Origin of the sequence: Pseudomonas putida (assembly GCF_002025705.1) — a bacterium.
GTDB classification, from domain to species: Bacteria; Pseudomonadota; Gammaproteobacteria; order Pseudomonadales; family Pseudomonadaceae; genus Aquipseudomonas; species Aquipseudomonas putida_J.
Genome location: NZ_CP018846.1, coordinates 6,059,060 through 6,079,865 on the forward strand (window position 1 = coordinate 6,059,060; position 20,806 = coordinate 6,079,865).

15 protein-coding genes are annotated in these 20,806 nt (G+C 62.4%); 8 read left to right on the forward strand and 7 right to left on the reverse strand.

Going from position 1 to position 20,806, the window contains the following annotated elements:
* The first annotated feature begins 17 nt into the window (after positions 1–17).
* Positions 18–1,979 carry a choline transporter BetT gene (betT, locus tag BUQ73_RS27350; protein ID WP_192858735.1) on the forward strand — a complete coding sequence of 654 codons (1,962 nt, stop codon included), beginning with the start codon at positions 18–20 and terminating at the stop codon, positions 1,977–1,979.
* Between the two features lie 133 nt (positions 1,980–2,112).
* On the opposite strand, the gene tauD is transcribed toward betT, so the two are convergent.
* The 4 genes from tauD to tauA are packed head-to-tail and all read right to left on the reverse strand — an operon-like array spanning position 2,113 to position 5,616.
* The gene (gene tauD / locus BUQ73_RS27355; protein WP_079230633.1) at positions 2,113–2,946 is read right to left on the reverse strand and encodes a taurine dioxygenase; all 834 of its coding nucleotides are present in this window, start codon (positions 2,944–2,946) and stop codon (positions 2,113–2,115) included.
* A gap of 49 nt (positions 2,947–2,995) precedes the next feature.
* Positions 2,996–3,835, reverse strand: coding sequence for a taurine ABC transporter permease TauC (gene tauC, locus BUQ73_RS27360; RefSeq protein ID WP_079230420.1), 840 nt, complete (start codon positions 3,833–3,835; stop codon positions 2,996–2,998).
* Entirely contained in the window at positions 3,832–4,620 is a 789-nt protein-coding gene (tauB, locus tag BUQ73_RS27365; RefSeq protein ID WP_079230421.1) for a taurine ABC transporter ATP-binding subunit, read from the reverse strand. The genes tauC and tauB overlap by 4 nt, the downstream gene beginning before the upstream one ends.
* Positions 4,621–4,644: 24 nt before the next feature.
* On the reverse strand, positions 4,645–5,616 hold the full coding sequence (tauA, locus tag BUQ73_RS27370; protein WP_027917626.1) for a taurine ABC transporter substrate-binding protein: 972 nt from the start codon (positions 5,614–5,616) through the stop codon (positions 4,645–4,647).
* 500 nt (positions 5,617–6,116) lie between these two features.
* Between tauA and BUQ73_RS27375 the strand changes: the two genes are divergently transcribed.
* The 7 genes from BUQ73_RS27375 (at position 6,117) to BUQ73_RS27405 (ending at position 12,886) form a co-directional block, all read left to right on the forward strand.
* Positions 6,117–7,466, forward strand: a complete 1,350-nt coding sequence (locus BUQ73_RS27375) for an OprD family outer membrane porin (RefSeq protein WP_079230422.1) — start codon at positions 6,117–6,119, stop codon at positions 7,464–7,466.
* 163 nt (positions 7,467–7,629) lie between these two features.
* Positions 7,630–8,268, forward strand: a complete 639-nt coding sequence (locus BUQ73_RS27380) for a peroxiredoxin (protein ID WP_079230423.1) — start codon at positions 7,630–7,632, stop codon at positions 8,266–8,268.
* A 566-nt stretch (positions 8,269–8,834) separates the two neighbouring features.
* Complete coding sequence (locus BUQ73_RS27385) at positions 8,835–9,800, forward strand: sulfonate ABC transporter substrate-binding protein (protein ID WP_079230424.1); 966 nt, start codon at positions 8,835–8,837, stop codon at positions 9,798–9,800.
* A gap of 60 nt (positions 9,801–9,860) precedes the next feature.
* Complete coding sequence (gene ssuD, locus BUQ73_RS27390; protein ID WP_027917622.1) at positions 9,861–11,009, forward strand: FMNH2-dependent alkanesulfonate monooxygenase; 1,149 nt, start codon at positions 9,861–9,863, stop codon at positions 11,007–11,009.
* Between the two features lie 10 nt (positions 11,010–11,019).
* A complete protein-coding gene (ssuC, locus tag BUQ73_RS27395; RefSeq protein ID WP_027917621.1) occupies positions 11,020–11,817 on the forward strand; it encodes an aliphatic sulfonate ABC transporter permease SsuC in 798 nt (265 codons plus the stop codon).
* Positions 11,814–12,626: an aliphatic sulfonates ABC transporter ATP-binding protein gene (gene ssuB, locus BUQ73_RS27400; protein WP_027917620.1), complete on the forward strand. Its 813-nt coding sequence runs from the start codon at positions 11,814–11,816 to the stop codon at positions 12,624–12,626. Before ssuC ends, ssuB begins: the two co-directional genes overlap by 4 nt.
* Before the next feature lie 44 nt (positions 12,627–12,670).
* Positions 12,671–12,886: a TOBE domain-containing protein gene (locus tag BUQ73_RS27405; RefSeq protein WP_008095172.1), complete on the forward strand. Its 216-nt coding sequence runs from the start codon at positions 12,671–12,673 to the stop codon at positions 12,884–12,886.
* Positions 12,887–12,938: 52 nt separating this feature from the next.
* Here BUQ73_RS27405 and BUQ73_RS27410 read toward each other — a convergent pair whose 3' ends face one another.
* The 3 genes from BUQ73_RS27410 to gshA form a co-directional block, all read right to left on the reverse strand.
* A complete protein-coding gene (locus tag BUQ73_RS27410; protein WP_079230425.1) occupies positions 12,939–18,443 on the reverse strand; it encodes a dermonecrotic toxin domain-containing protein in 5,505 nt (1,834 codons plus the stop codon).
* A gap of 83 nt (positions 18,444–18,526) precedes the next feature.
* Positions 18,527–19,162 (reverse strand): TetR/AcrR family transcriptional regulator, encoded by a 636-nt coding sequence (locus BUQ73_RS27415; protein WP_079230426.1) that lies wholly within the window; start codon positions 19,160–19,162, stop codon positions 18,527–18,529.
* A complete protein-coding gene (gshA, locus tag BUQ73_RS27420; protein WP_192858677.1) occupies positions 19,162–20,739 on the reverse strand; it encodes a glutamate--cysteine ligase in 1,578 nt (525 codons plus the stop codon). Before gshA ends, BUQ73_RS27415 begins: the two co-directional genes overlap by 1 nt.
* Between the last annotated feature and the right edge of the window lie 67 nt (positions 20,740–20,806).

Here is a 20,806-nt window from a genome sequence, read left to right on the forward strand (position 1 = left end):
CCAATGGCAAGATCCGCATGAACCCGCCGGTGTTCTACTTCGCGGCAAGTTTCATTCTCTTGTTCGGCCTGGTGGTCATCGCCTTCCCGCAGGCTGCCGGCGAGTGGCTGCTGGCAGCGCAGAACTGGGCGGCCAACACGGTCGGCTGGTACTACATGCTGGCCATGACCCTGTACCTGGTGTTCGTGGTGGTCACTGCCTTGTCGGGCTACGGCAAGATCAAACTCGGTGCCGATCACGACGAACCCGAGTTCAGTTACCTGTCATGGGCCGGCATGCTGTTTGCCGCCGGTATCAGCATCACGCTGTTCTTCTTCTGCGTGTCCGAGCCGCTGACTCACATGCTCACCCCGCCCCAGGGCGAAGGGGGCACTGCCGAGGCCGGGCGCCAGGCGATGCAGATCCTGTTCCTGCACTGGGGCCTGCACGGCTGGGGCGTGTTCGCCTTCGTCGGCATGGCGCTGGCCTATTTCGCCTACCGGCATAACCTGCCGCTGGCACTGCGTTCGGCGCTCTATCCGCTGATCGGCAAGCGTATCAACGGCCCGATCGGCTATGCAGTGGATGGCTTCGGCATCATCGCCACGGTGTTCGGCCTGGGCGCCGACATGGGCTTTGGTGTGCTGCACCTGAATGCCGGCCTCGACTACCTGTTCGGCATCAGCCATAGCCAGTGGGTGCAGGTGATCCTCATCGCGCTGATGATGGGCGCGGCGGTAGCGGTAGCCGTGGCGGGTGTGGAAAAGGGCGTGCGGGTGATGAGCGACATCAACCTGTTCCTGGCCTGTGCGCTGCTGCTGTTCGTGCTCTTCGCCGGCCCCACCCAGCACCTGTTCAATACCCTGATCCAGAACCTCGGCGATTACCTGGGCGCCTTGCCGCGCAAGAGCTTCGACGTATATGCCTACGGCGAGCAACGCGACTGGCTGGGCGGCTGGACAGTGTTCTACTGGGCCTGGTGGATTGCCTGGGCGCCGTTCGTGGGGTTGTTCATCGCGCGCATTTCGCGCGGCCGCACCATTCGCGAGTTCGTCTTCGGCGTGTTGCTGATTCCGCTGGGCTTCACCCTGGCGTGGATGTCGATCTTCGGCAACAGCGCGCTGGACCAGGTGATCAACCACGGCATGACCGCGCTCGGCCAGTCGGCGTTGGACAATCCGTCGATGAGCCTTTACCTGCTGCTGGAAACCTATCCGTGGAGCAAGACGGTGATCGCCGTGACGGTGTTCATCAGCTTCGTGTTCTTCGTTACCTCGGCCGATTCCGGCACCGTGGTGCTGTCGACCCTGTCTGCCAAGGGCGGCGGTGCCGACGAGGACGGGCCGAACTGGCTGCGCATTTTCTGGGGCGCGATGACCGCGCTGATCACCAGCGGCCTGCTGTTCGCCGGTAGCATTGACTCGCTGAAGTCGGCGGTGGTGCTGACCTCGCTGCCGTTCTCGTTGATCCTGCTGTGCATGATGTGGGGGCTGCACAAGGCCTTCTACCTGGAGAGCCAGCGGCAGATCGCGCAGATGCACTCGCTGGCGCCGTTCGCCCAGTCACGCCGTGGCCGTGGTGGCTGGCGTCAACGCCTGAGCCAGGCTGTGCACTTCCCGTCGCGTGATGAGGTGTACCGCTTCATGGACGATGTGGTGCGCCCGGCGATTGCCGATGTGCGTGAGGTGTTCGAGCAGAAGGGCCTGGTGCTGGTGACCCAGGACGACCCGAGCCATGACAACGTCAGCCTGAAGGTTGGCCATGGCGAGGAGCAGCCATTCATCTACCAGGTGCAGATGCGCGGCTACTTCACGCCGTCGTTCGCGCTGGGTGGGTTGGGTACGCAGGAGTTGAAGAACCGCCGTTACTACCGGGCCGAGGTGCACCTGAGCGAAGGCAGCCAGAACTATGACCTGGTGGGCTACAGCAAGGAGCAGATCATCAACGACATCCTCGACCAGTACGAACGGCACATGCAGTTCCTGCACCTGGTCCGCTAGATCGCCGGGGCCGCTTTGCGGCCATTTCCGACCGGTCCGGCGCCCCGGCAAGGCCGCTCCTACAAGGGAACGCGATCTCCTGTAGGAGCGGCCTTGTGTCGCGAAAGGAGGCCGAAGGCCTCCCCTGGGCCCATCAGAAAGGCGCATCCCCCAGGATGGTCGCCCGGTGCATCACCCGCCGGTTCGGCCGGTAGTCATCCACCGCAAAATGCTGGGTCACGCGGTTGTCCCAGAACGCCACGTCATTCTCCTGCCAACGCCAGCGAATGCTGAACTCCGGCCGCGTCGCATGGGTGAACAGCAACTTAAGCAGCGCCTCGCTCTCCAGCTCGCTCAGTTCATTGATGCGCGTGGTAAACCCTTCATTGACGAACAACGCCTTGCGCCCGCTGACCGGATGCGTGCGCACCACCGGGTGCGACAGCGGTGGGTTGTTGCGCCGGGTCGCCTCCCAGCGGGCCAGGTCTTCTGCCGTGGTGCCAAAGCGCTCCAGCGGGAACGACTTGGTGAAGTCATGGGTCGCGGTCAGGCCATCGAGCATCTCGCGCAGCGGCGCCGACAAGGCTTCGAACGCCGCAATACCACTGGCCCACAGGGTGTCGCCACCATAGGCCGGCAACTGCTTGGCGCTGAGCACCGCGCCCAGCGCGGGGGTCGGCAGGAAGGTCACGTCGGTGTGCCATACGGCATTGTCGCGCACGTCGGTGACCGCCGTGTCGAGAATCAGCACCTGCGGAGTCTCTGGCACGTTGGGGTAGATCGGGTGGATGTGCAGGTCGCCGAAGCGAGCGGCGAAACGCGCTTGCTGCTGCGGATTGATCGGCTGGTCGCGGAAGAACAGCACCTGGTGCTGAAGCAGCGCCTGCTCGATGGCGTCCCGCTGTTCGGCAGTGATGTCGCGGCTGATGTCCACGCCGCTGATCTGCGCGCCGAGCGCCGGGCTGAGGGGGGTGATGGTCAGGCTCATGTCGGTCTCTTCAATCAGGCGCCAGGCTGCTGGCGTGGTCAACAGGAATTCAGTGGCTCTGCCCGTGCCAAGGCACCAGCTTGCGTTGCAGGGCGCGCAGGCCCATCTCCAGGGCGAAGGCGATCAGGGCGATCAGCAGGATGCCCAGCACCACCACGTCGGTCACCAGGAACTGCGCCGCCGACTGCACCATGAAACCCAGGCCGCTGGTGGCAGCGATCAGTTCGGCGGCAACCAGGGTCGACCAGCCGACACCCAGGCCGATGCGGATGCCGGTCAGGATGTCGGGCAAGGCACTGGGCAGGATCACGTGGCGAATCAGCTGCGCCCGGGTCGCACCCAGCGACTGCGCAGCGCGCAGCTTGGCCGGGTCCACGGTGCGCACACCAGTGGCCGTGGCGATGGCGATCGGGGCGAAGATCGCCAGGTAGATCAGCAACACCTTGGACAGCTCACCGATGCCGCACCAGATGACGATTAGTGGCAGATAGGCCAGCGGCGGGATCGGCCGGTAGAACTCGATCAGCGGGTCGAGGATACCGCGGGCCACGCGGTTGTAACCGATGGCGATGCCGACCGGGATGGCGGTCAGGGTCGCGGCACCCAGTGCCACGCCAATACGGCCCAGGCTGGCGCCCAGGTGCTGCCACAGGCTGGCGTCCATGTAGCCCTGGGTGAGCAGGGCCCAGGCCTTGGCCAGGATGTCACCGGGCGAGGGCAGGAACAACGGCTCGATCCAGCCGGCGGCAGTCACCAGCCACCAGGCGAGCAGCAGGCTGGCCAAGGTCAGGGTGCTGATCCAGCGGGTAGACAATGGGCGGCGCGCCAGGGGGGCGGGCCGGATGTGGCTGTCGCGTTTGCCGGCGACCGGCAGATCCAGGCTGCTCATGCGCGCTCCTGCAGGCTTTGGCGTTGGGAGAACACGCGGGCCAGGACATGCTCGCGGGTTTCGATGAAACGTGGGTCGGACTTGATCGCCCGGGCCGACTCGCCAGCCGCATAGCGTTGGCCGAAGTCCAGTTGCAGGCGCTCGACCACGCGGCCGGGGTTGGGTGCCAGCAGCACCAGCTCGCTGGCGAGGAACACTGCTTCTTCGATGTCGTGGGTAATCAGGAATACCGGTTTTGCGGTGCGCTGCCAGACCTGCAGCAGCAGTTCCTGCATCTGTTCACGGGTGAAGGCGTCGAGCGCGCCGAACGGTTCGTCCATCAACAGCACCCGCGGGTCGGCGGCCAGCGCCCGGGCCAGGCCCACGCGCTGCTTCTGGCCGCCGGACAGTTGCCAGATGCGCCGCTCGCCGAAACCGTCGAGGTCGACCAGCGCCAGCATCTCGCGGGCTTTGGCTTCACGCTGGGCGCGTGGCACACCGGCCAGCTCCAGGCCGAAGGCAACGTTGCCCAGCACGTTCTGCCATGGCAGCAGGGCATCATCCTGGAAAACCACGCCACGCTCGGCACTCGGGCCCTGTACGGGCACGCCGTCGAGGGTGATGCGCCCAGCGCTGGGGGCGACGAAGCCGGCGATCAGGTTCAGCAGCGAGGTCTTGCCGCTGCCGGATGGCCCCAGGGCCACCAGCAGCTGGCGTGGGCCCAGGCTCAGGTTGATGTCGGCCAGCACCGGGGCGGTGGCGCCGGGGTACTGTGCGCTGATGCGCTCCAGTTCGAGCAAGGCCATGGCAGGCTCCGTGCAATTGCAGTCTTAGTTGGGGATGTACTGGGCGCTGACGTACGGCGAGTAGTCCGGCAGCACCGCTTCAACCTTGCCTTGCTGCTTGAGGAAGGTGGCCGTGTCGGTCAGCGCCTGGGTGGTTGGTGCGCCCAGTTCCTTGGCCTGGTCGGCGGCCAGCGGGTAGACGTTGCCCTGCAGCAGCACCGGGATATCAGCCGGTTTGGCACCAGACAGCTTGGCCAGCTTGGCCACGTTGTCCGGGTTGGCCAGCCAGGCTTGCGGGTCCTTGCGGTAGTCGGCGTAGGCGTCGAGGGTGACCTTGGCGAAGGCCTTGACCACGTCCGGGTGCTTGGCGGCGAAGTCCTTGCGCACGATCCAGGCATCGAAGGTCGGTGCGCCTTTTTCGGCCAGCTCACCCGAGGTGATCAGCACCTTGCCGTTTTCCTTGGCCACGCCCAGGGCCGGGTCCCAGACGTAGGTGGCATCGATGTCGCCGCGCTTCCAGGCCGCGATGATTGCCGGTGGTGCGAGGTTGAGGATCTGTACCTTGGACGGGTCGATGTTCCAGCTTTTCAGTGCGGCCAGCAGGCTGTAGTGGCCGGTGGAAACGAACGGCACGGCGACTTTCTTGCCAACCAGGTCCTGCGGGGTCTTGATGCTGTCGCGGGCGACGAGGGCCTCGCCGGCACCGATCTGGGTGGCGATGAGGAAGGTCTCGACCGGCAGCTTGCGGGTGGCGGCGGCAGCCAGCGGGCTGGAACCGAGGTAGCCGATCTGCACGTCGCCGCTGGCCACGGCAGTGATCACGTCTGCGCCGTTATCGAACTTGCGCCAGTCGATGCTGGCCTTGCTGGCTTTTTCGTAGTTGCCATCGACCTGGGCCACCTTGGCCGGGTCGACCGTGGTCTGGTAGGCAACGGTCAGGTCGGCGGCCTGGGCCAACCAGCTGGCGCTGGCGAGGGTCAGGGCGGCGAACAGGCGCAGCGGAGCATGCGGGATCATGGTGAACCTCTCGTCAGGCAATGGATGTCTTGGATGGCGAGAAGACTAGATGATCTAAGAAATCGAAAATAAATAACTTTTTAGAATTAGCTTAGGAGCCAAACGCTTTAACGCTGGCCAATGGCTGAAAAGGCGACTGGCGCAACAGCATTCCGCTGCTACTCTTTTTTCCCTTCGTGAGGGCGAGTAACCGGTTGTTGGTCGGCAAACGTTTGCAAATAACCTAAAGGTATGATTGACGGCGCCGATACAACTTTTCGCAGTAAAGGTTCCTACGATATTCCTTAAAAATCTTACAATTTCATAAAACGGTCATTTTGGATTTATAGGATTGTCATTATCCTGTAGCGCAGGGGGCGTCTTAGACCAAAGTCGAGAAACGTTTGGAAACGATTGACTAAATGGTCGCGCTTTGGGGCTAATCGCCCATCCACGGTAGAGCGGGGCAACAGATCCTGCCGCCAGAGATACACAAGAATTAGAACGTAGAGGAGCAAAACATGTACAAGTCCAGCCTGGCTCTGGCCGTGGCAGTGGGGGTTTTCGCCCAAGCAGCAGGTGCCGCCGGTTTCGTTGAGGACAGCAAACTGTCGCTGAGCTCGCGCACCATGTACTACAACAACGACAACCGTGACGCGCATGCCAGCAGCTCGACTAATTTCGAGCGTCCGGACCAGCGCGAGTCGGGTCAGGGCTTCAAGCTTGACTACATCTCGGGCTTCACTCCAGGCACCGTAGGCTTCGGTGTTGACGCTCAAGCCCTGTGGGGTATCCACCTGGATGGTGGCGAGGGTTACCACAAAACCGGTTTCTTCCCGGATGATGGCAAGGGCGCAGCTGCCCAGTGGGCTCGCTTCGGCGCCAACGCCAAGGCTCGTTTCTCGAAGACCGAAGTGCACTTCGGTAGCGCCCTGGCACCGAACCTGCCAATCCTGGTTGCCAACGACGGCCGTCTGCTGCCACAAACCTTCGAAGGCGGCACCATCCAGTCGAAAGAAATCGACAACCTGACCGTCAACGCAGGTCAGCTGACCCACGCCATGGGTCGTGCTTCGAGCAACCGTACCGGCCTGTCGGTCGCTGGCGCCACTGCTGACAGCAACAAGTTCCGCTACGGCGGCCTGGATTACAAGCTCACTCCAGACCTGACCCTGCAGTACTACTACTCGAACCTGGAAGACTTCTACAAGCAGCACTTCCTGGGTGCGACCCACGTCTTCAAGATCGCTGACGACCAGTCGTTCAAGACCGACCTGCGCTATTTTGACAGCAGCAGCGATGGCAACAACGGTCACGGCGGCGGTTACAACTTCAACAACAACGGTGGTTATGCCAAGAACACTGGCAAGGTGGATAACAAGACCTGGTCTGCCATGTTCACCTATACCCTCGGTGGTCACGCGCTCATGCTCGGCCGTCAGCAAGTCAGCGATGACGGCGGCTTTGTCTGGCTGAACCAGGGTAACGTGGTTGATGGCAATGGTGACAATGAAGGTGCCGCTGGCTCCAGCTTCTACCTGTTCACCGACAGCATGATCAACCAGTTCGCCCGTGCTGGTGAAAACACCAACTTCGGTCAGTACTCGTATGACTTCGCCTCGCTGGGCGTTCCAGGCCTGAAGGCTTCGATCGCTTACCTGCGTGGTGACGACATTCGCTACAAGAGCGGCCACGGCACCTACAACGAGTGGGAACGTGACGCACGCGTCGACTACACCATTCAGGAAGGCACCCTCAAAGGCCTGGGCTTCAGCCTGCGTCAGGGCGTCTACCGTGGCGGTAGCAACGAAGCCAGCGCTGACCAGGATCAGGCTCGCTTCATCGTGAACTACACTTACAGCTTCCTGTAAGTCGTAGCCACACAGAAAGCCTCGCCTAGTGCGAGGCTTTTTTGTGGCCGCAATTTCGTATGCTGAAAAGTTATAAATAAATCATTATTTATTCTTTTTGTTTCTCATCGATTGCGGGCACATTGAACCCATCAGCCAGAACACAGCACAGGAGCCGCACCCCATGAGCCTCAAACTCGGCGACATCGCCCCGGACTTCGAGCAGGAATCCAGTGAAGGCAAGATCCGCTTCCACGAATGGCTGGGCAGCAGCTGGGGTGTGCTGTTCTCCCACCCGGCGGACTTCACCCCGGTGTGCACCACCGAACTGGGCCTGACCGCCAAGCTCAAGGACGACTTCGCCAAGCGCGGCGTGAAAGCCATCGCCCTGTCGGTCGACCCGGTCGATTCGCACCACAAGTGGATCGAGGATATCAACGAGACCCAGAACACCGTGGTCAACTTCCCGATCATCGCCGACGCCGACCGCAAGGTGTCGGACCTGTACGACCTGATTCACCCCAATGCCAGCGACACCCTCACCGTGCGCTCGCTGTTCGTCATCGACCCGAACAAGAAGGTGCGCCTGACCATCACCTATCCGGCCAGTACCGGGCGCAACTTCAACGAGATCCTGCGGGTGATCGACTCGCTGCAGCTCACCGACAACCACAAGGTCGCTACGCCAGGTAACTGGCAGGACGGCGATGAAGTGGTGATCGTGCCTTCACTGAAGGACGAGGAGGAGATCAAGCAGCGCTTCCCGAAAGGCTACCGGGCGGTGAGACCTTATCTGCGGCTGACCCCGCAACCCAATCGTTGATGGATTCCTCGTTGCATTGCTCTTAGCCATAGCAGGGATATTCGGGCCGTTTCGACGGCCCTTTTTTTGTTTGCCTGGGCATTTGTAGCGCCAGTGAGATCGAGCGCCGCCCGCGCGGCGCATCGCGGATAAATCCGCTCCTACGTCCGTTTCGGGCCAGTCCATCCTGTGAGGTCACCGCTGTCCGCCTTGTTTGTTCCATTCGAATCGATTGGTGTCGCTGCTGCCGCTTCACCTATCTCCTGCCATGCACCAAGGGTGCGCGCGCCAATGGCGCAGGAATAAATAGCCCGAAACAGATGTAGGAGCGGATTTATCCGCGATGCGCCGCGCGGGCGGCGCTCGATCTTGCGGGCGATGAAAGCGTCACGGCGTAAGGATTAAATGGAATAAACAAATGAAAAAATATGATTTCTAGATATATGTGTGGCCTGTTAATGTCACTTCAACAGAACACAAGGCAACGCCGAAACCACTGACCGGCCGAGCCATCGCTCCACCACCTTACTCGCCCGTCAACGAGGCAAGCAGGTGCAACCCGAACCCCAATCGCACAGGAGAGCGCCATGCGCACAGTCTTCTTGCGTCGTGGTCTGGTCGCCCTGTTTGCGGCGGCTGTATCCTTCGGCGCCATCACCCAAGCCCAGGCCGAGAGCCTGCGTATCGGTTATCAGAAATACGGCACCCTGGTGCTGCTCAAGGCCAAGGGCACGCTGGAGAAGCGCCTGGCCGAGCAGGGCGTGCAAGTTCAGTGGACCGAGTTCCCCGGCGGCCCGCAGCTGCTCGAAGGGCTGAACGTCGGCTCGATCGACTTCGGCGTCACCGGCGAGACGCCACCCGTGTTCGCCCAGGCCGCTGGCGCTGACCTGCTTTATGTGGCCTACGAGCCGCCTGCGCCGCACAGCGAAGCCATCCTCGTGCCGAAAGGCTCGCCGATCCAGTCGGTGAAAGAGCTCAAAGGCAAGAAAGTCGCCCTCAACAAAGGCTCGAACGTTCATTACTTGCTGGTCCGCGCCCTGGAAGACGCCGGCCTCAAGTACAGCGACATCCAGCCCGTCTACCTGCCACCTGCCGACGCCCGCGCCGCCTTCGAGCGTGGCAGTGTCGATGCCTGGGTGATCTGGGACCCGTACCAGGCTGCCGCCGAGCAACAGCTGCAGGCCCGCACCCTGCGTGACGGCAAGGACCTGGTCGACAACCACCAGTTCTACCTGGCCACCCGCAACTACGCCACCCAGCACCCGGCGGTGATCAGCACCCTGATCGACGAAGTGCGCGCCGTGGGCCAGTGGTCCCAGGCCAACCCGCAGGAGGTCACCGACCAGGTCGCGCCCCTGCTCGGCCTGCCCGCCGACATCACCCTGACCTCGGTCAAACGCCAAGGCTACGGTGCCCAGCCGCTCACCCCGCAAGTGGTGGCCGCACAACAGAAGATCGCCGACACCTTCCAGGCGCTCAAGCTGATTCCCAAGCCGCTGAGCATCAAGGATGTGATCTGGACACCCCCGGCCAAGGTCGCCACAGCGCCTTGATTGATTCGCCTGCGCCGGGGCGCCGCCCCGGCTTGAGCCACCCTTGAGGAGACAACTCCAATGAGCCTTAATATTTTCTGGTTCCTCCCTACCCACGGTGACGGCAAGTACCTGGGCACTTCCGACGGCGCCCGCGCAGTCGATCACGGTTACCTGCAGCAGATCGCCCAGGCTGCCGACCGCCTTGGTTTCGGGGGTGTGCTGATCCCTACCGGGCGTTCCTGCGAGGACTCCTGGCTGGTGGCAGCGTCGCTGATCCCGGTGACCCAGCGCCTGAAGTTCCTGGTGGCCCTGCGCCCAGGCATCATTTCGCCGACCGTGGCCGCACGCCAGGCCGCGACCCTCGATCGCCTGTCAAACGGCCGTGCGCTGTTCAACCTGGTGACCGGTGGCGACCCGGACGAACTGGCGGGTGACGGCCTGCACCTGAACCATCAGGAACGCTACGAAGCCTCCGTCGAATTCACGCGCATCTGGCGCAAGGTGCTGGAAGGCGAAACCGTCGATTACGACGGCAAGCACATCCAGGTGAAGGGCGCCAAACTGCTCTACCCGCCGATCCAGCAGCCGCGCCCGCCGCTGTACTTCGGTGGCTCGTCGGAAGCGGCCCAGGACCTCGCGGCCGAACAGGTCGAGCTGTATCTGACCTGGGGCGAGCCGCCAAGCGCCGTTGCCGAGAAGATCGCCCAGGTGCGTGAGAAGGCCGCAGCCCAGGGCCGCGAAGTACGCTTCGGCATCCGCCTGCATGTGATTGTGCGCGAAACCAACGAAGAGGCTTGGGCCGCCGCCGACAAACTGATTTCGCACCTGGACGACGACACCATTGCCCGTGCCCAGGCCTCGCTGGCGCGCTTCGACTCGGTCGGCCAGCAACGCATGGCTGCCTTGCACAACGGCAACCGCGACAAGCTGGAAGTCAGCCCCAACCTCTGGGCCGGTGTCGGCCTGGTGCGTGGCGGCGCCGGTACTGCGCTGGTTGGCGATGGTCCGACCGTGGCAGCGCGGGTCAAGGAATATGCCGACCTGGGTATCGATACTTTCATCTTCTCCGGTTACCCCCACCTGGAAGAGTCATACCGCGTCGCCGAACTGCTGTTCCCGCATCTCGATGTGCAGCGCCCTGAGCAGGCCAAGAGCGGTGGCTATGTGAGCCCGTTCGGCGAAATGGTCGCCAACGACATCCTGCCCAAGTCCGTCGCGCAGAGCTGAGGGCCGGGCCATGAGTCGTGCAACCTCCACCACCCTGAGCCAGCGCCTGGCGCCGTGGGCCTTGCCAGTGCTGCTGCTGGCGGCCTGGCAACTGGCGGTCAGCGCCGGCTGGCTGTCGACCCGCATCCTGCCTGCGCCGAGCGCAGTGGTCAGCGCCGGCGTCGAGCTGGTACGCAGCGGTGAGATCTGGACCCATCTGGCCATCAGTGGCTGGCGGGCCGGGCTGGGCTTCGTGATCGGCGGCAGCATCGGCCTGGTGCTGGGTTTCATCACCGGCCTGTCGAACTGGGGCGAACGCCTGCTCGACAGCTCGGTGCAGATGATCCGCAACGTGCCGCACCTGGCGCTGATCCCGTTGGTGATCCTGTGGTTCGGTATCGACGAGTCGGCGAAGATCTTCCTGGTCGCGCTGGGTACGCTGTTCCCGATCTACCTGAACACCTACCACGGCATCCGTAATGTCGACCCGGCATTGGTGGAGATGGCCCGCAGCTATGGCCTGTCCGGCTTCGGCCTGTTCCGCCAGGTGATCCTGCCCGGTGCGCTGCCATCGATCCTGGTCGGGGTGCGCTTCGCGCTGGGGTTCATGTGGCTGACGCTGATCGTTGCCGAGACCATTTCGGCCAACGCCGGCATCGGTTACCTGGCCATGAACGCGCGTGAGTTCCTGCAGACCGATGTAGTGGTGCTGGCCATTGTCCTGTACGCCGTGCTCGGCAAGCTCGCCGACCTCGCCGCCCGCGGCCTGGAACGTGTCTGGTTGCGCTGGCACCCGGCCTATCAAGTGGCCAGGAAGGAGGGCGCATGACCGTGCTCAAGGAACAGCCGCCACGCCTGCTGCGTGGCATCCCGCTGGCCGCCAACGGCCTGCGCAAGGCCTTCGGCCAACGGGAAGTGTTGAAAGGCATCGACCTGCATATCCCGGCAGGCCAGTTCGTCGCCATCGTCGGCCGCAGCGGCTGCGGTAAGAGCACCTTGCTGCGCCTGCTGGCCGGGCTCGATCAGGCAACCTCCGGCGAGCTGCTGGCCGGTGCCGCGCCACTGAGCGAGGCCCGCGAAGAGACCCGTCTGATGTTCCAGGATGCGCGCCTGCTGCCCTGGAAGAAGGTGATCGACAACGTCGGCCTGGGCCTGCGTGGTGACTGGCGCCAGCGTGCGCTGGATGCCCTGGAGGCGGTCGGCCTGGCCGATCGCGCCAATGAATGGCCGGCGGCCTTGTCCGGTGGCCAGAAACAGCGTGTGGCCCTGGCCCGCGCCTTGATCCACCAACCGCGCCTGCTGCTGCTGGACGAGCCGCTGGGTGCGCTGGATGCGCTGACCCGCATCGAGATGCAGCAACTGATCGAACGTCTGTGGCGTCAGCACGGTTTTACCGTCCTGCTGGTCACCCACGACGTCAACGAAGCGGTGGCCGTCGCTGATCGGGTGATCCTGATCGAGGACGGCGAAGTCGGCCTGGACCTCACTGTCGACCTGGCACGGCCCAGGGCGCGCGGTTCGCACCGCCTGGCTGCGCTGGAAAGCGAAGTGCTCAACCGTGTTCTGTCGGCCCCGGGCGCTGCGCCCGAGCCGGACCCTGTAGCTCCCTTGCCCACGCAGCTGCGTTGGGCGCACTGAATGACTCACTTACCAGACTGAAGCCAAAGAGAAGGAATCAAGCCATGACTATCAAAGCGATCAACGTCCGCAACCAGTTCAAAGGCACTGTGAAAGAAATCCTCGAAGGCCCGGTACTGTCGGAAATCGACGTGCAGACCGCCTCCGGTATCGTCACTTCGGTGATCACCACCCGCTCTGTGAAAGAGCTGGAATTGCAAGTGGGCAGCGAAGTGATTGCCTTCGTGAAGTCGACTGAAGTGTCTATCGCCAAGCTGTAAGCACTCACCACCCGGGCTGCTTCGGCAGCCCAGATGGTAATGTAATCCAGCGTTAACTCGCCGGGCGCAGGTTGCCGAACAGCTGGTTGGCTTGTGTCTCGTTCATGCTGCCTCGCCACGCACCGTCACCCAGGTTGCGTTCGCTTGCCAGTTTCAGGTGGCCTGCTTCCAGTCGGGTAAAGCCTTGCGCTGGTCTCTGCCGGAAGTGGAAGTGTGCATACCACAACGGCTGCTGGCTACTCGTATCGGTGATGTGGTACTCCTCCAGGTATTCGACAGGTTTGCCTTTGCGGTCAAGCTTCGGCTTCAGTGTGCGTGACCAGCCAACTTCCACCTCTTTTTGTTCGAGCAGGTACTCCAAGTGACCGACTATTGGCTTGCTGGACGTTTTGGTCTGGGCGATCCGTAGCTGTCTGCCAAGTGCCTGCATCTGCTCAGCTGCAGCCTCCAGCCTTTGCGTGAGGGATACTTGCTCGAGAGAGATCGAGTTGCCGGCTTTCTGGCGAATCCTTTCGGCGATGAAGCGAAGTTGCTGTGAGTGCCCTTGGGCAATGTCCTCCAGGTCGACGGGTATCGCCTGGGGTGTCTGGTACTGACGCAACCGGTTTTGCTGCCTCGGGATATCGTCCAGTCGAGCAGTCGCCGTTTCAACCAGGCTCGATATCGTTTGTGTGGGTGCTTCACGACCTGGTGTGGATAACTGCCATTGGCCCGCCTCATTCCTGGCATAGACCGTATGGGTTTGATCGGAGTTGGGCTGGTTGATGCGCATGCGGGCCTGCCCGTGCTCGGCATATTCATTGCCGATCAGAGGCCCTTCGACGGTTTCGAACAGGCGGGGGCGGCTGGGGCCACGGCCGGGCTGAGCTTTGAGTTGCGGCCGGCGCGCATTGGCCCTGCTCAGGTTGTCTTCGATTTCAGCGATGAGTTGGCGCAGCAGCTGTCGCAACGACTGGGTTTCGTTTGTCGACAGCAGGCCCTGGAAGCTGTCCTCCCAGGCGGTGACATGACTGAGGAAGCGGGCATAGTGATTTTGCGCACTGCTCAGGAAACTGCGCTCCTGGGCACGGGTCAGGCTGGCCTGGGGCAGCTGCACGTGGCTGAAAAGCCTACTGCGCAGGGCAACGCCTTGTTCGTGGAAGTGCGCCATGAATACGCCCATCTGCGGATGCTCCAGGGCACTGGTGTTGAACAGTGTCGATGAAAGGATGGAAGCGCGCACGAGCCGTGCATTGGCCACATCGAGCGTCAGCCCCGTTTTTTGTACCTTAGTCAGGTAGTCGCTCAGCACGAGGCCCTGCAACTGATTGCACCTGGCATGATGACGAATGGCCAGGCGCTCTACCTCCAGCAACGTCTCGACCATTTCCTGATTCGCCCTCAAGGTATTCTGCGTCAGGCGTTTCGCCAAAGCGCTGGAGACTTGGCTCCCTTGTAGGGACCGGATGGCATCGATTGCCTGCTTCACCTGATCCGTGGCGAGGGTGAAACGATCGGACACCAGGTGCATGTCGAGCACGCTCAACTCGTTGATGTTTTCCTCGCACCGTGACGTGAACCTGGTGTAGTCCGACCTGTTCAGCGTTGAGCGGTGCTCCCTGAGGCGCGCTATGCTGCGCGTGTTGAATTCCAGGCTCTGGTTCAGCTCAATGCTCAGCTGCCGGCGTGCATTGACGATTGCCGACAGCTGAGCGTCGGTGGGTTGTGCGCCTTCGTTGGTTGCTTGCCCGGCTGCCTTTTCGGCCGAGCGCAGCGCCGCCTCTTTTGATTTCATGCGTACGACGATGCGTTTGAGCTCGTCGTTTATGTCGTGTACCAGTTCCATGCCGGTCAACTGTGGTGGTTGCCTGCGAAGCATCAGCCGCCAGTAGCCAACGCCCTGGTTGTAAAGGGTGGTGAGTGCGCCGCCGCCGCCAGCCAGGCCACTGTCGACCAGCAGGCCATCCAGCCGGCCCGGGGTTTCCCAGATGCCCTGCTCACTCAGGCGCACGGGTTGGCGATAGGTACGATTACCCTGAGGCTTGAGCCGCCAAGTGAAGTACGCCGGGTCCCACTCGACCCCATACCAGGCGTTGTTCCGAGCAATAAAACGCTGTTGAGTGGCCGCATGCTCGAACACGCCAGCCCCTTGCGGCAGCGTGACGTTCGTCATCGGGCCTGCTGGCAACTCTACCTCGTAACCCCTGAATGGGCTGGGAGGCGTCTTGCGAACATTCCCCACCGGCCTGAACGGCTCAAGACGCTGGCGTTTCTGGGTCAGCAGGCGCGCCGCCGTCGTCGGATTGCCTGGGGCAGCTGCCAGCGGTGCGAGTGTGAGGATGGCATCGGTGAACGATTGCAGCACGCTGACCAGGTGTTGAAGGCCCTCATCCAGGTTGCCTTTGCCGAATGCCGTGACCGCCGCGTTCGCTGCTTGCCAGCCATCGTACAGCGCCAGGACCGTGCCCGCGCCAGGCAACAGGCCGAGTGCCAATCTGAGCCCGAAGAAGAAATAACGATCGAACACTTCGGGGGCGCCAAGGGCCACGTCCGTCTGGCTGCGTGAAGTGGCACGGTGAGCGCGAATGAGTTCTCCCATGTCTTGGCGGCATTCAAGGGTGGGCAATGTTGCGACCTGTGACGGCCCGATCTCTATGAAGCCATGAAAGCCTTTCTGAAGTGAGGTTTTGATGTAGCTTTCATGGACATCAGGGTTGCCGGACTGGGTCTGGGTCGCCAGGTAGCGGGCCATCTTCGGGTCCACTGCCATGCTTTGCAACGCCTTACAGGCTGCAACGTCGCTTGCATACTGGCTGATGACGCTGCCATTGGGCGCCTCGGGCATATACAGCAGTACAGGGCTGCCCACGCCCTTGATGACATGAATGGCTGACAGCCCCACTTGGTTACTGGAGCCGTCCGCTGCGGTGCCCGGCCTGAGCACCAGGGAGTGGTACGCGATCGTTCTGGCAGAAGCGGTTTCGACCTGCTCGCGGCAGAATGTTTCCAGCAGTTGCTGGCCTTCGGCGTCGAGGGTGGCAGGCTTGCTCAGTGCCAGCAAACGCAGTCGAACTTCGTACGGGGCGCGAAGCGTCTCGTGGCGCCAATCCACTTGCCAGAGTGATTCATGCTCAAAACCCAGGTACGCATTGGTGATACGCGTCTCATATTTACCGGCGGCGTCCAGCTGCGTGATCAGGTCGGCAATATAGGTCGGCGTGAGGGCGCGTTCCAGTGACGAGTTGCCTGCCGGCTCGAACTTGACGGTGGCATTGTTCAGGCGCAGCCGTCGTTCATCGTCCAGTGCCACGAGGATGAAGGACTCGAGGCTGATGTCACTGCGCGCGGTGCTGAACACGGGCACGTCTCGTGAACCCGCCCCGCCCATTGCAGATTGGCCGGTCACTTTCTTCACCACGGTGACGCTGTCGGCGATGTCGAGGGTGATCCGCGGGATGTCCTGCACGCTGAATTTACTGCGCAGGTGCTCGTTCAGCGTGTGCCATGTGTATTGCTCACGTGATGGCAAGCTTGTCTTGAGTACGTTGGCCGATGCACCTAGCGCGTTGTGCAGTGCGTCAACCTGATCGGCCAGCTTAGCAAGCTGGCCGGCGTCCAGATGGTTCAATGACGTGAGATGTCGCTCGATGTGGCTGCTTCGATTCTTTTCTGCGAGCCGCGCCAAGGCGGTTGCCCTGGCGCGGTTTTCGCTAATGCACAGGCGCTGTCGGGCTTGTTCCCTTGGGGTGTTGGCAGGCAGGGCCTGGATGATGGCTTTCACGCAGTGCTGCATGAAGTGCGCGTAAATCGGCGGATGCTCGAAGCTGATCGATGGTGCATTGGCAAGCGCATCCAGCAGTGGCGTTGCATCGGATGAATGCGCCGACTCCAGCAGGCCGTCCGGCCATGTGCCCTGAAGTGTCGCAAGCAGGCAACGGGCAAGCGCTGGTTCGTCATCGAAGGCCATGAGGCCGCCCCGTTGGCCTGGCCGGTACAGCAGCAGGGAGGTGTCCTGGCTGTCATCGTCGTCCATGGGGGCGTTGCGGAAGGTCATGTACCCGGCTAGTTGCCATGTATGTTCTGCCACGCTCACCTGCAGTGCGCAGGCCTGCACGGAGCGCTGCAAGCTCGGCTCGGGCCGGTCGACAAGCTGCTCGATCCAGCCAAGGTGGGTTGCTGACAGGTCACCCAAGGTGTTCTGCAGGCGGGCTTCCTTCAGTAGGGCCTGGCATAGCCCTTCAGTGATCTGTTCGGCTCGGGTCTTTTCACCGAGACTCGCCTGCAGGTCAGTGGCGTTCACCTGGTCGGGCAACTCAAGAAGGTAGCTGTCGTGCGAGTCCTGAAGCAAGTCCAGTGCGGCTTGGCGCTCTCGTAGTAACGCCACCTTGGCGGACTCGGGCTCGGTGTCCTCACCGAGGTACTGTTCCAGCAGGGTTTCCTGGTGCTCGATGAGCGCTTGGCGCCACCCTAGCGGCAGGTGCTGCTCAAGGCTGGCAAAGTGGGCTTCTTCTTTTGCCAGCGCCGCATCGCTTGCAGTCACCTCATCGATTGCGGTTGCGACACTTGTGGCCAAGGTTTCGCGAACCATCGCGCTGCGCTGGCTCTCCCAGGTTTGCAGGTGGGTCAGATCCAGCAGGCCGGTGGTACTTTGCTCGATGGCTTGCTGCAGATGATGGTCGGCGATCTCCTGGTAATGCCACAGCGCGTGCGCCATCTGGGCGTCGATGCCGTCGCCTTGCAGCGTTGCGATGATAATGTCGTCAGCCGTGCCTGTGGTGACAGCAGACCTGGGGTCTGACCAAAGCCTGGAACGGTTTTGAAAGGCCCAATCGCGCAAACGCTGCAAATCGCTGAATACCTGAACACTGTCCAGCATGTCCGGTAGGTAGATCAGCCAACGTGATTCATCTGGCCCAGGGCCTACCAATAACGCGACAGCGCTGGTCAGCGTTGCGCCTGAAGCGAGCCGCCATTTCAGTTGCGCGAAATGTGGCAAAGGCTGGCTTCCTTGCAGCCAAGCGCTGGTATCCAACGTACCCAGGCCGTAGCCAATGTCCAGGCTGCTGTTGAAATGCTTGCGCAGCAGGTCGCTTGCGTGGCTTTGGCGGGAAACAGTGGTGCCTGGCATGCGCGCGTCCCAGTAGCCGCGCGCGGCATGCAATTTCGCAGCACTCACGATCGGGTTGAGATAGCGCGTCCAGTCAGCGACGGTCATTGTTGATTGTGCTGCGGTGTCAGCAAATCCCCAGGTAGACCAACCGGTAAACCGGTTGGCATGCACCGGCCCTGAAAGCAGGTAGGTGGCGAAAGTCAAAAGGGTCACTTGGCTGCCGCCGTGGCGAAGGCCGCACTGGTAGGGGTCTACCTGCAAATGGCTCAGCAATGCGCGATGCACGCAATGCTGCAAGCTGGGTGCATCACCCAACAGGCTGCGCAATTGCTTGGCGCTGTGGTCGCGGGTGTAGCGCGCAAGCGTGAGCAGATTGCCTTTGCCTGCCAATGGCTGGTCAGGGCTTGGGGTGCCCGTGAGCGGTAGTGTTTTGACGATGTCGGGCTTGCTGATATCGGATGTGGGCATGAGCGATGATCTCTCTGGGTCTGCATGTGCGGAACCCTTATTGAAATGGTCGCTGTGCTGCGCCTGGTGGTAGTTATATCAGTTCAGCCGGTGACTCTCTGGGGCAGGAAGGGCGGTAGGTAGAGTGAAAGGTAGGCCTCGAATACGCGCATGCCTTCCTCCGCCATGCGTGGCGTGATCTGTTCGAACAGCTGCATCGAACGGGCGTAGACGCGGTCGCTCAGTTCCATCGCCAGGGCGAAGACATCCACATCGCCCGGCATCGCCGGCAGCTGGAAATGCCGATCGAACAGGCTGTGCATCAACTCACCCAGCTCCATGTCGTGCTGACGGTCGGCCTGCACCACTTCGCTGAGCCCATGCTGGGCCAGGATCAACTGACGCGCCGCCGCATCTTCGTTGTAGATATCGAGCATGCGTTGCTCGATCAGGCGCGAGAGCTGGTGCCAGGTAGTGAACGCACGGCTGTCGATCGGTGCGCTCAGGGCTTCGCGAAATGCCCGGTGCACATCGGCGGTCAGCGCTTCGAGCAGCGCCGGAACGCTGGCGAAGAAGTGGTACACCGACGACGGTGGAATCTGTGCTCGCTCGGCGACGCTGTAGATCGATAACGCTGCCACCCCTTGCTCGGCCAGCAGCTCGCGTGCCGCCGCCAGGATCGCCTCGATCCTGGCCTGGCTGCTGGCGCGCGGCTTGCGCTGGGCGGCGGTGCGATTCATCAGTTGCTGATCGCCAGGATGCTGGCCTGGTAAGCGCCGACGAACAGGTCGAAGTCACCGACCTCTTCTTGTTCCAGCTCGGACTGCTTGGCCAGCGACTCGCGAGCCAGGGTCTCGAAGGCCAGTTGCTGCTCGGCCGACAGCGGTTGCTCGCGGAAGGTCTCGGCGTGCAGGCGGCTTTGGCGCAGGGAGAACTGGACGAAGTTTTCGTCATGCTCGGTCATGCGTGCCAGCACCTGGGCCGACGGGGTCAGCGAGGCGTCGTCGACTTTGGCTTGTTGTGCAGCCAGGGCCTTGGCGTGATCGTCACTGCCCTGAGCCTGGTCGAGCAGGTCGGCCAACTGGCCGATGCGTTCGATCAGTTCGCTGGCCCACTCACGCAGGCCGACAGGCTGGCCGTTGCGGTGCAGTTCCAGGCCGGGGCGGCGGCCTTCCTTGACCACGGTGAGGAAATTGCTGGTGCACTGGCCGCACTCGCCGTTGTCCAGTTGCGGGCTCTCTTCGAGGGCGCAGAACAGCAGGAACGCGTCGAGGAAGCGCGCCTCGGTCAGGTCGATGCCCACCGGCAGGAACGGGTTGATGTCCAGGCAGCGCACTTCGACGTACTGCACGCCACGCGAGGTCAGGGCCTGGATCGGCCGCTCGCCGGTATAGGTGACGCGTTTCGGGCGGATGTTCGAGTAGTACTCGTTCTCGATCTGCAGGATGTTGGTGTTCAACTGCACCCATTCGCCATCCACGTGCGTACCGACCTCGACATAGGGCGGGTAAGGCGTGCCCACCGCCTTGCGCAGGCTGTCGGTGTAGCTGGCGAGGTTGTTGTAGCAAGGCGTCAGGCCGGCCTGGGCGTTGCTCTGGTAACCCAGGTCGCTCATGCGCAGGCTGGTGGCGTAGGGCAGGTACAGGGTTTCGGCATCCAGCTCTTCGAGCTGATGCGGGCGACCACGCAGGAAGCCCTTGTCCAGCGCCGGCGAGGCACCGAACAGGTACATCAGCAGCCAGCTGTAGCGACGGAAGTTGCGGATCAGCGCAATGTACGCCGAGGACTGGTAGTCGCGGTCGCTTTCCTCGCCGCCTTCGGCATCGCGCAGCAGTGGCCACAGCGCTTCAGGCAGCGAGAAGTTGTAATGAATGCCGGCGATGCACTGCATGGTGCGGCCGTAACGCAGGGCCAGGCCCTTGCGGTAGACGTGCTTGAGCTTGCCGATGTTCGAGGTGCCGTACTCGGCGATCGGGATGTCCTCCTCGGCTGGCAGCGTGCATGGCATCGACGGGCTCCACAGGTATTCGTCGCCGAGCTTGCTGTAGACGAAGCGGTGGGTTTGTTCGAGGCTTTCCAGCACCTTGGCCGGGTCGGCCAGGGCCGGGGTGATGAACTCCAGCAGCGACTCGGAATAATCGGTGGTGATCTGCTCGTTGGTCAGCGCCGAGCCCAGTGCTTCCGGGTGCGGGGTCTGGGCCAGGCGACCTTCGTCGGTCACGCGCAGGCATTCGCGCTCAATACCGTGCAGGCACTGCTTGAGCAGGGGGAGATTGGCGCCGAGCAGGCTCAGGCGGCGGTTGAGGAGGTCGCTCAAGATGTATTCCTTCACGCGTCAGTCGCCCCAATATGGGGGTAGCAAAGACGGTCTACAAGGGTAGGAG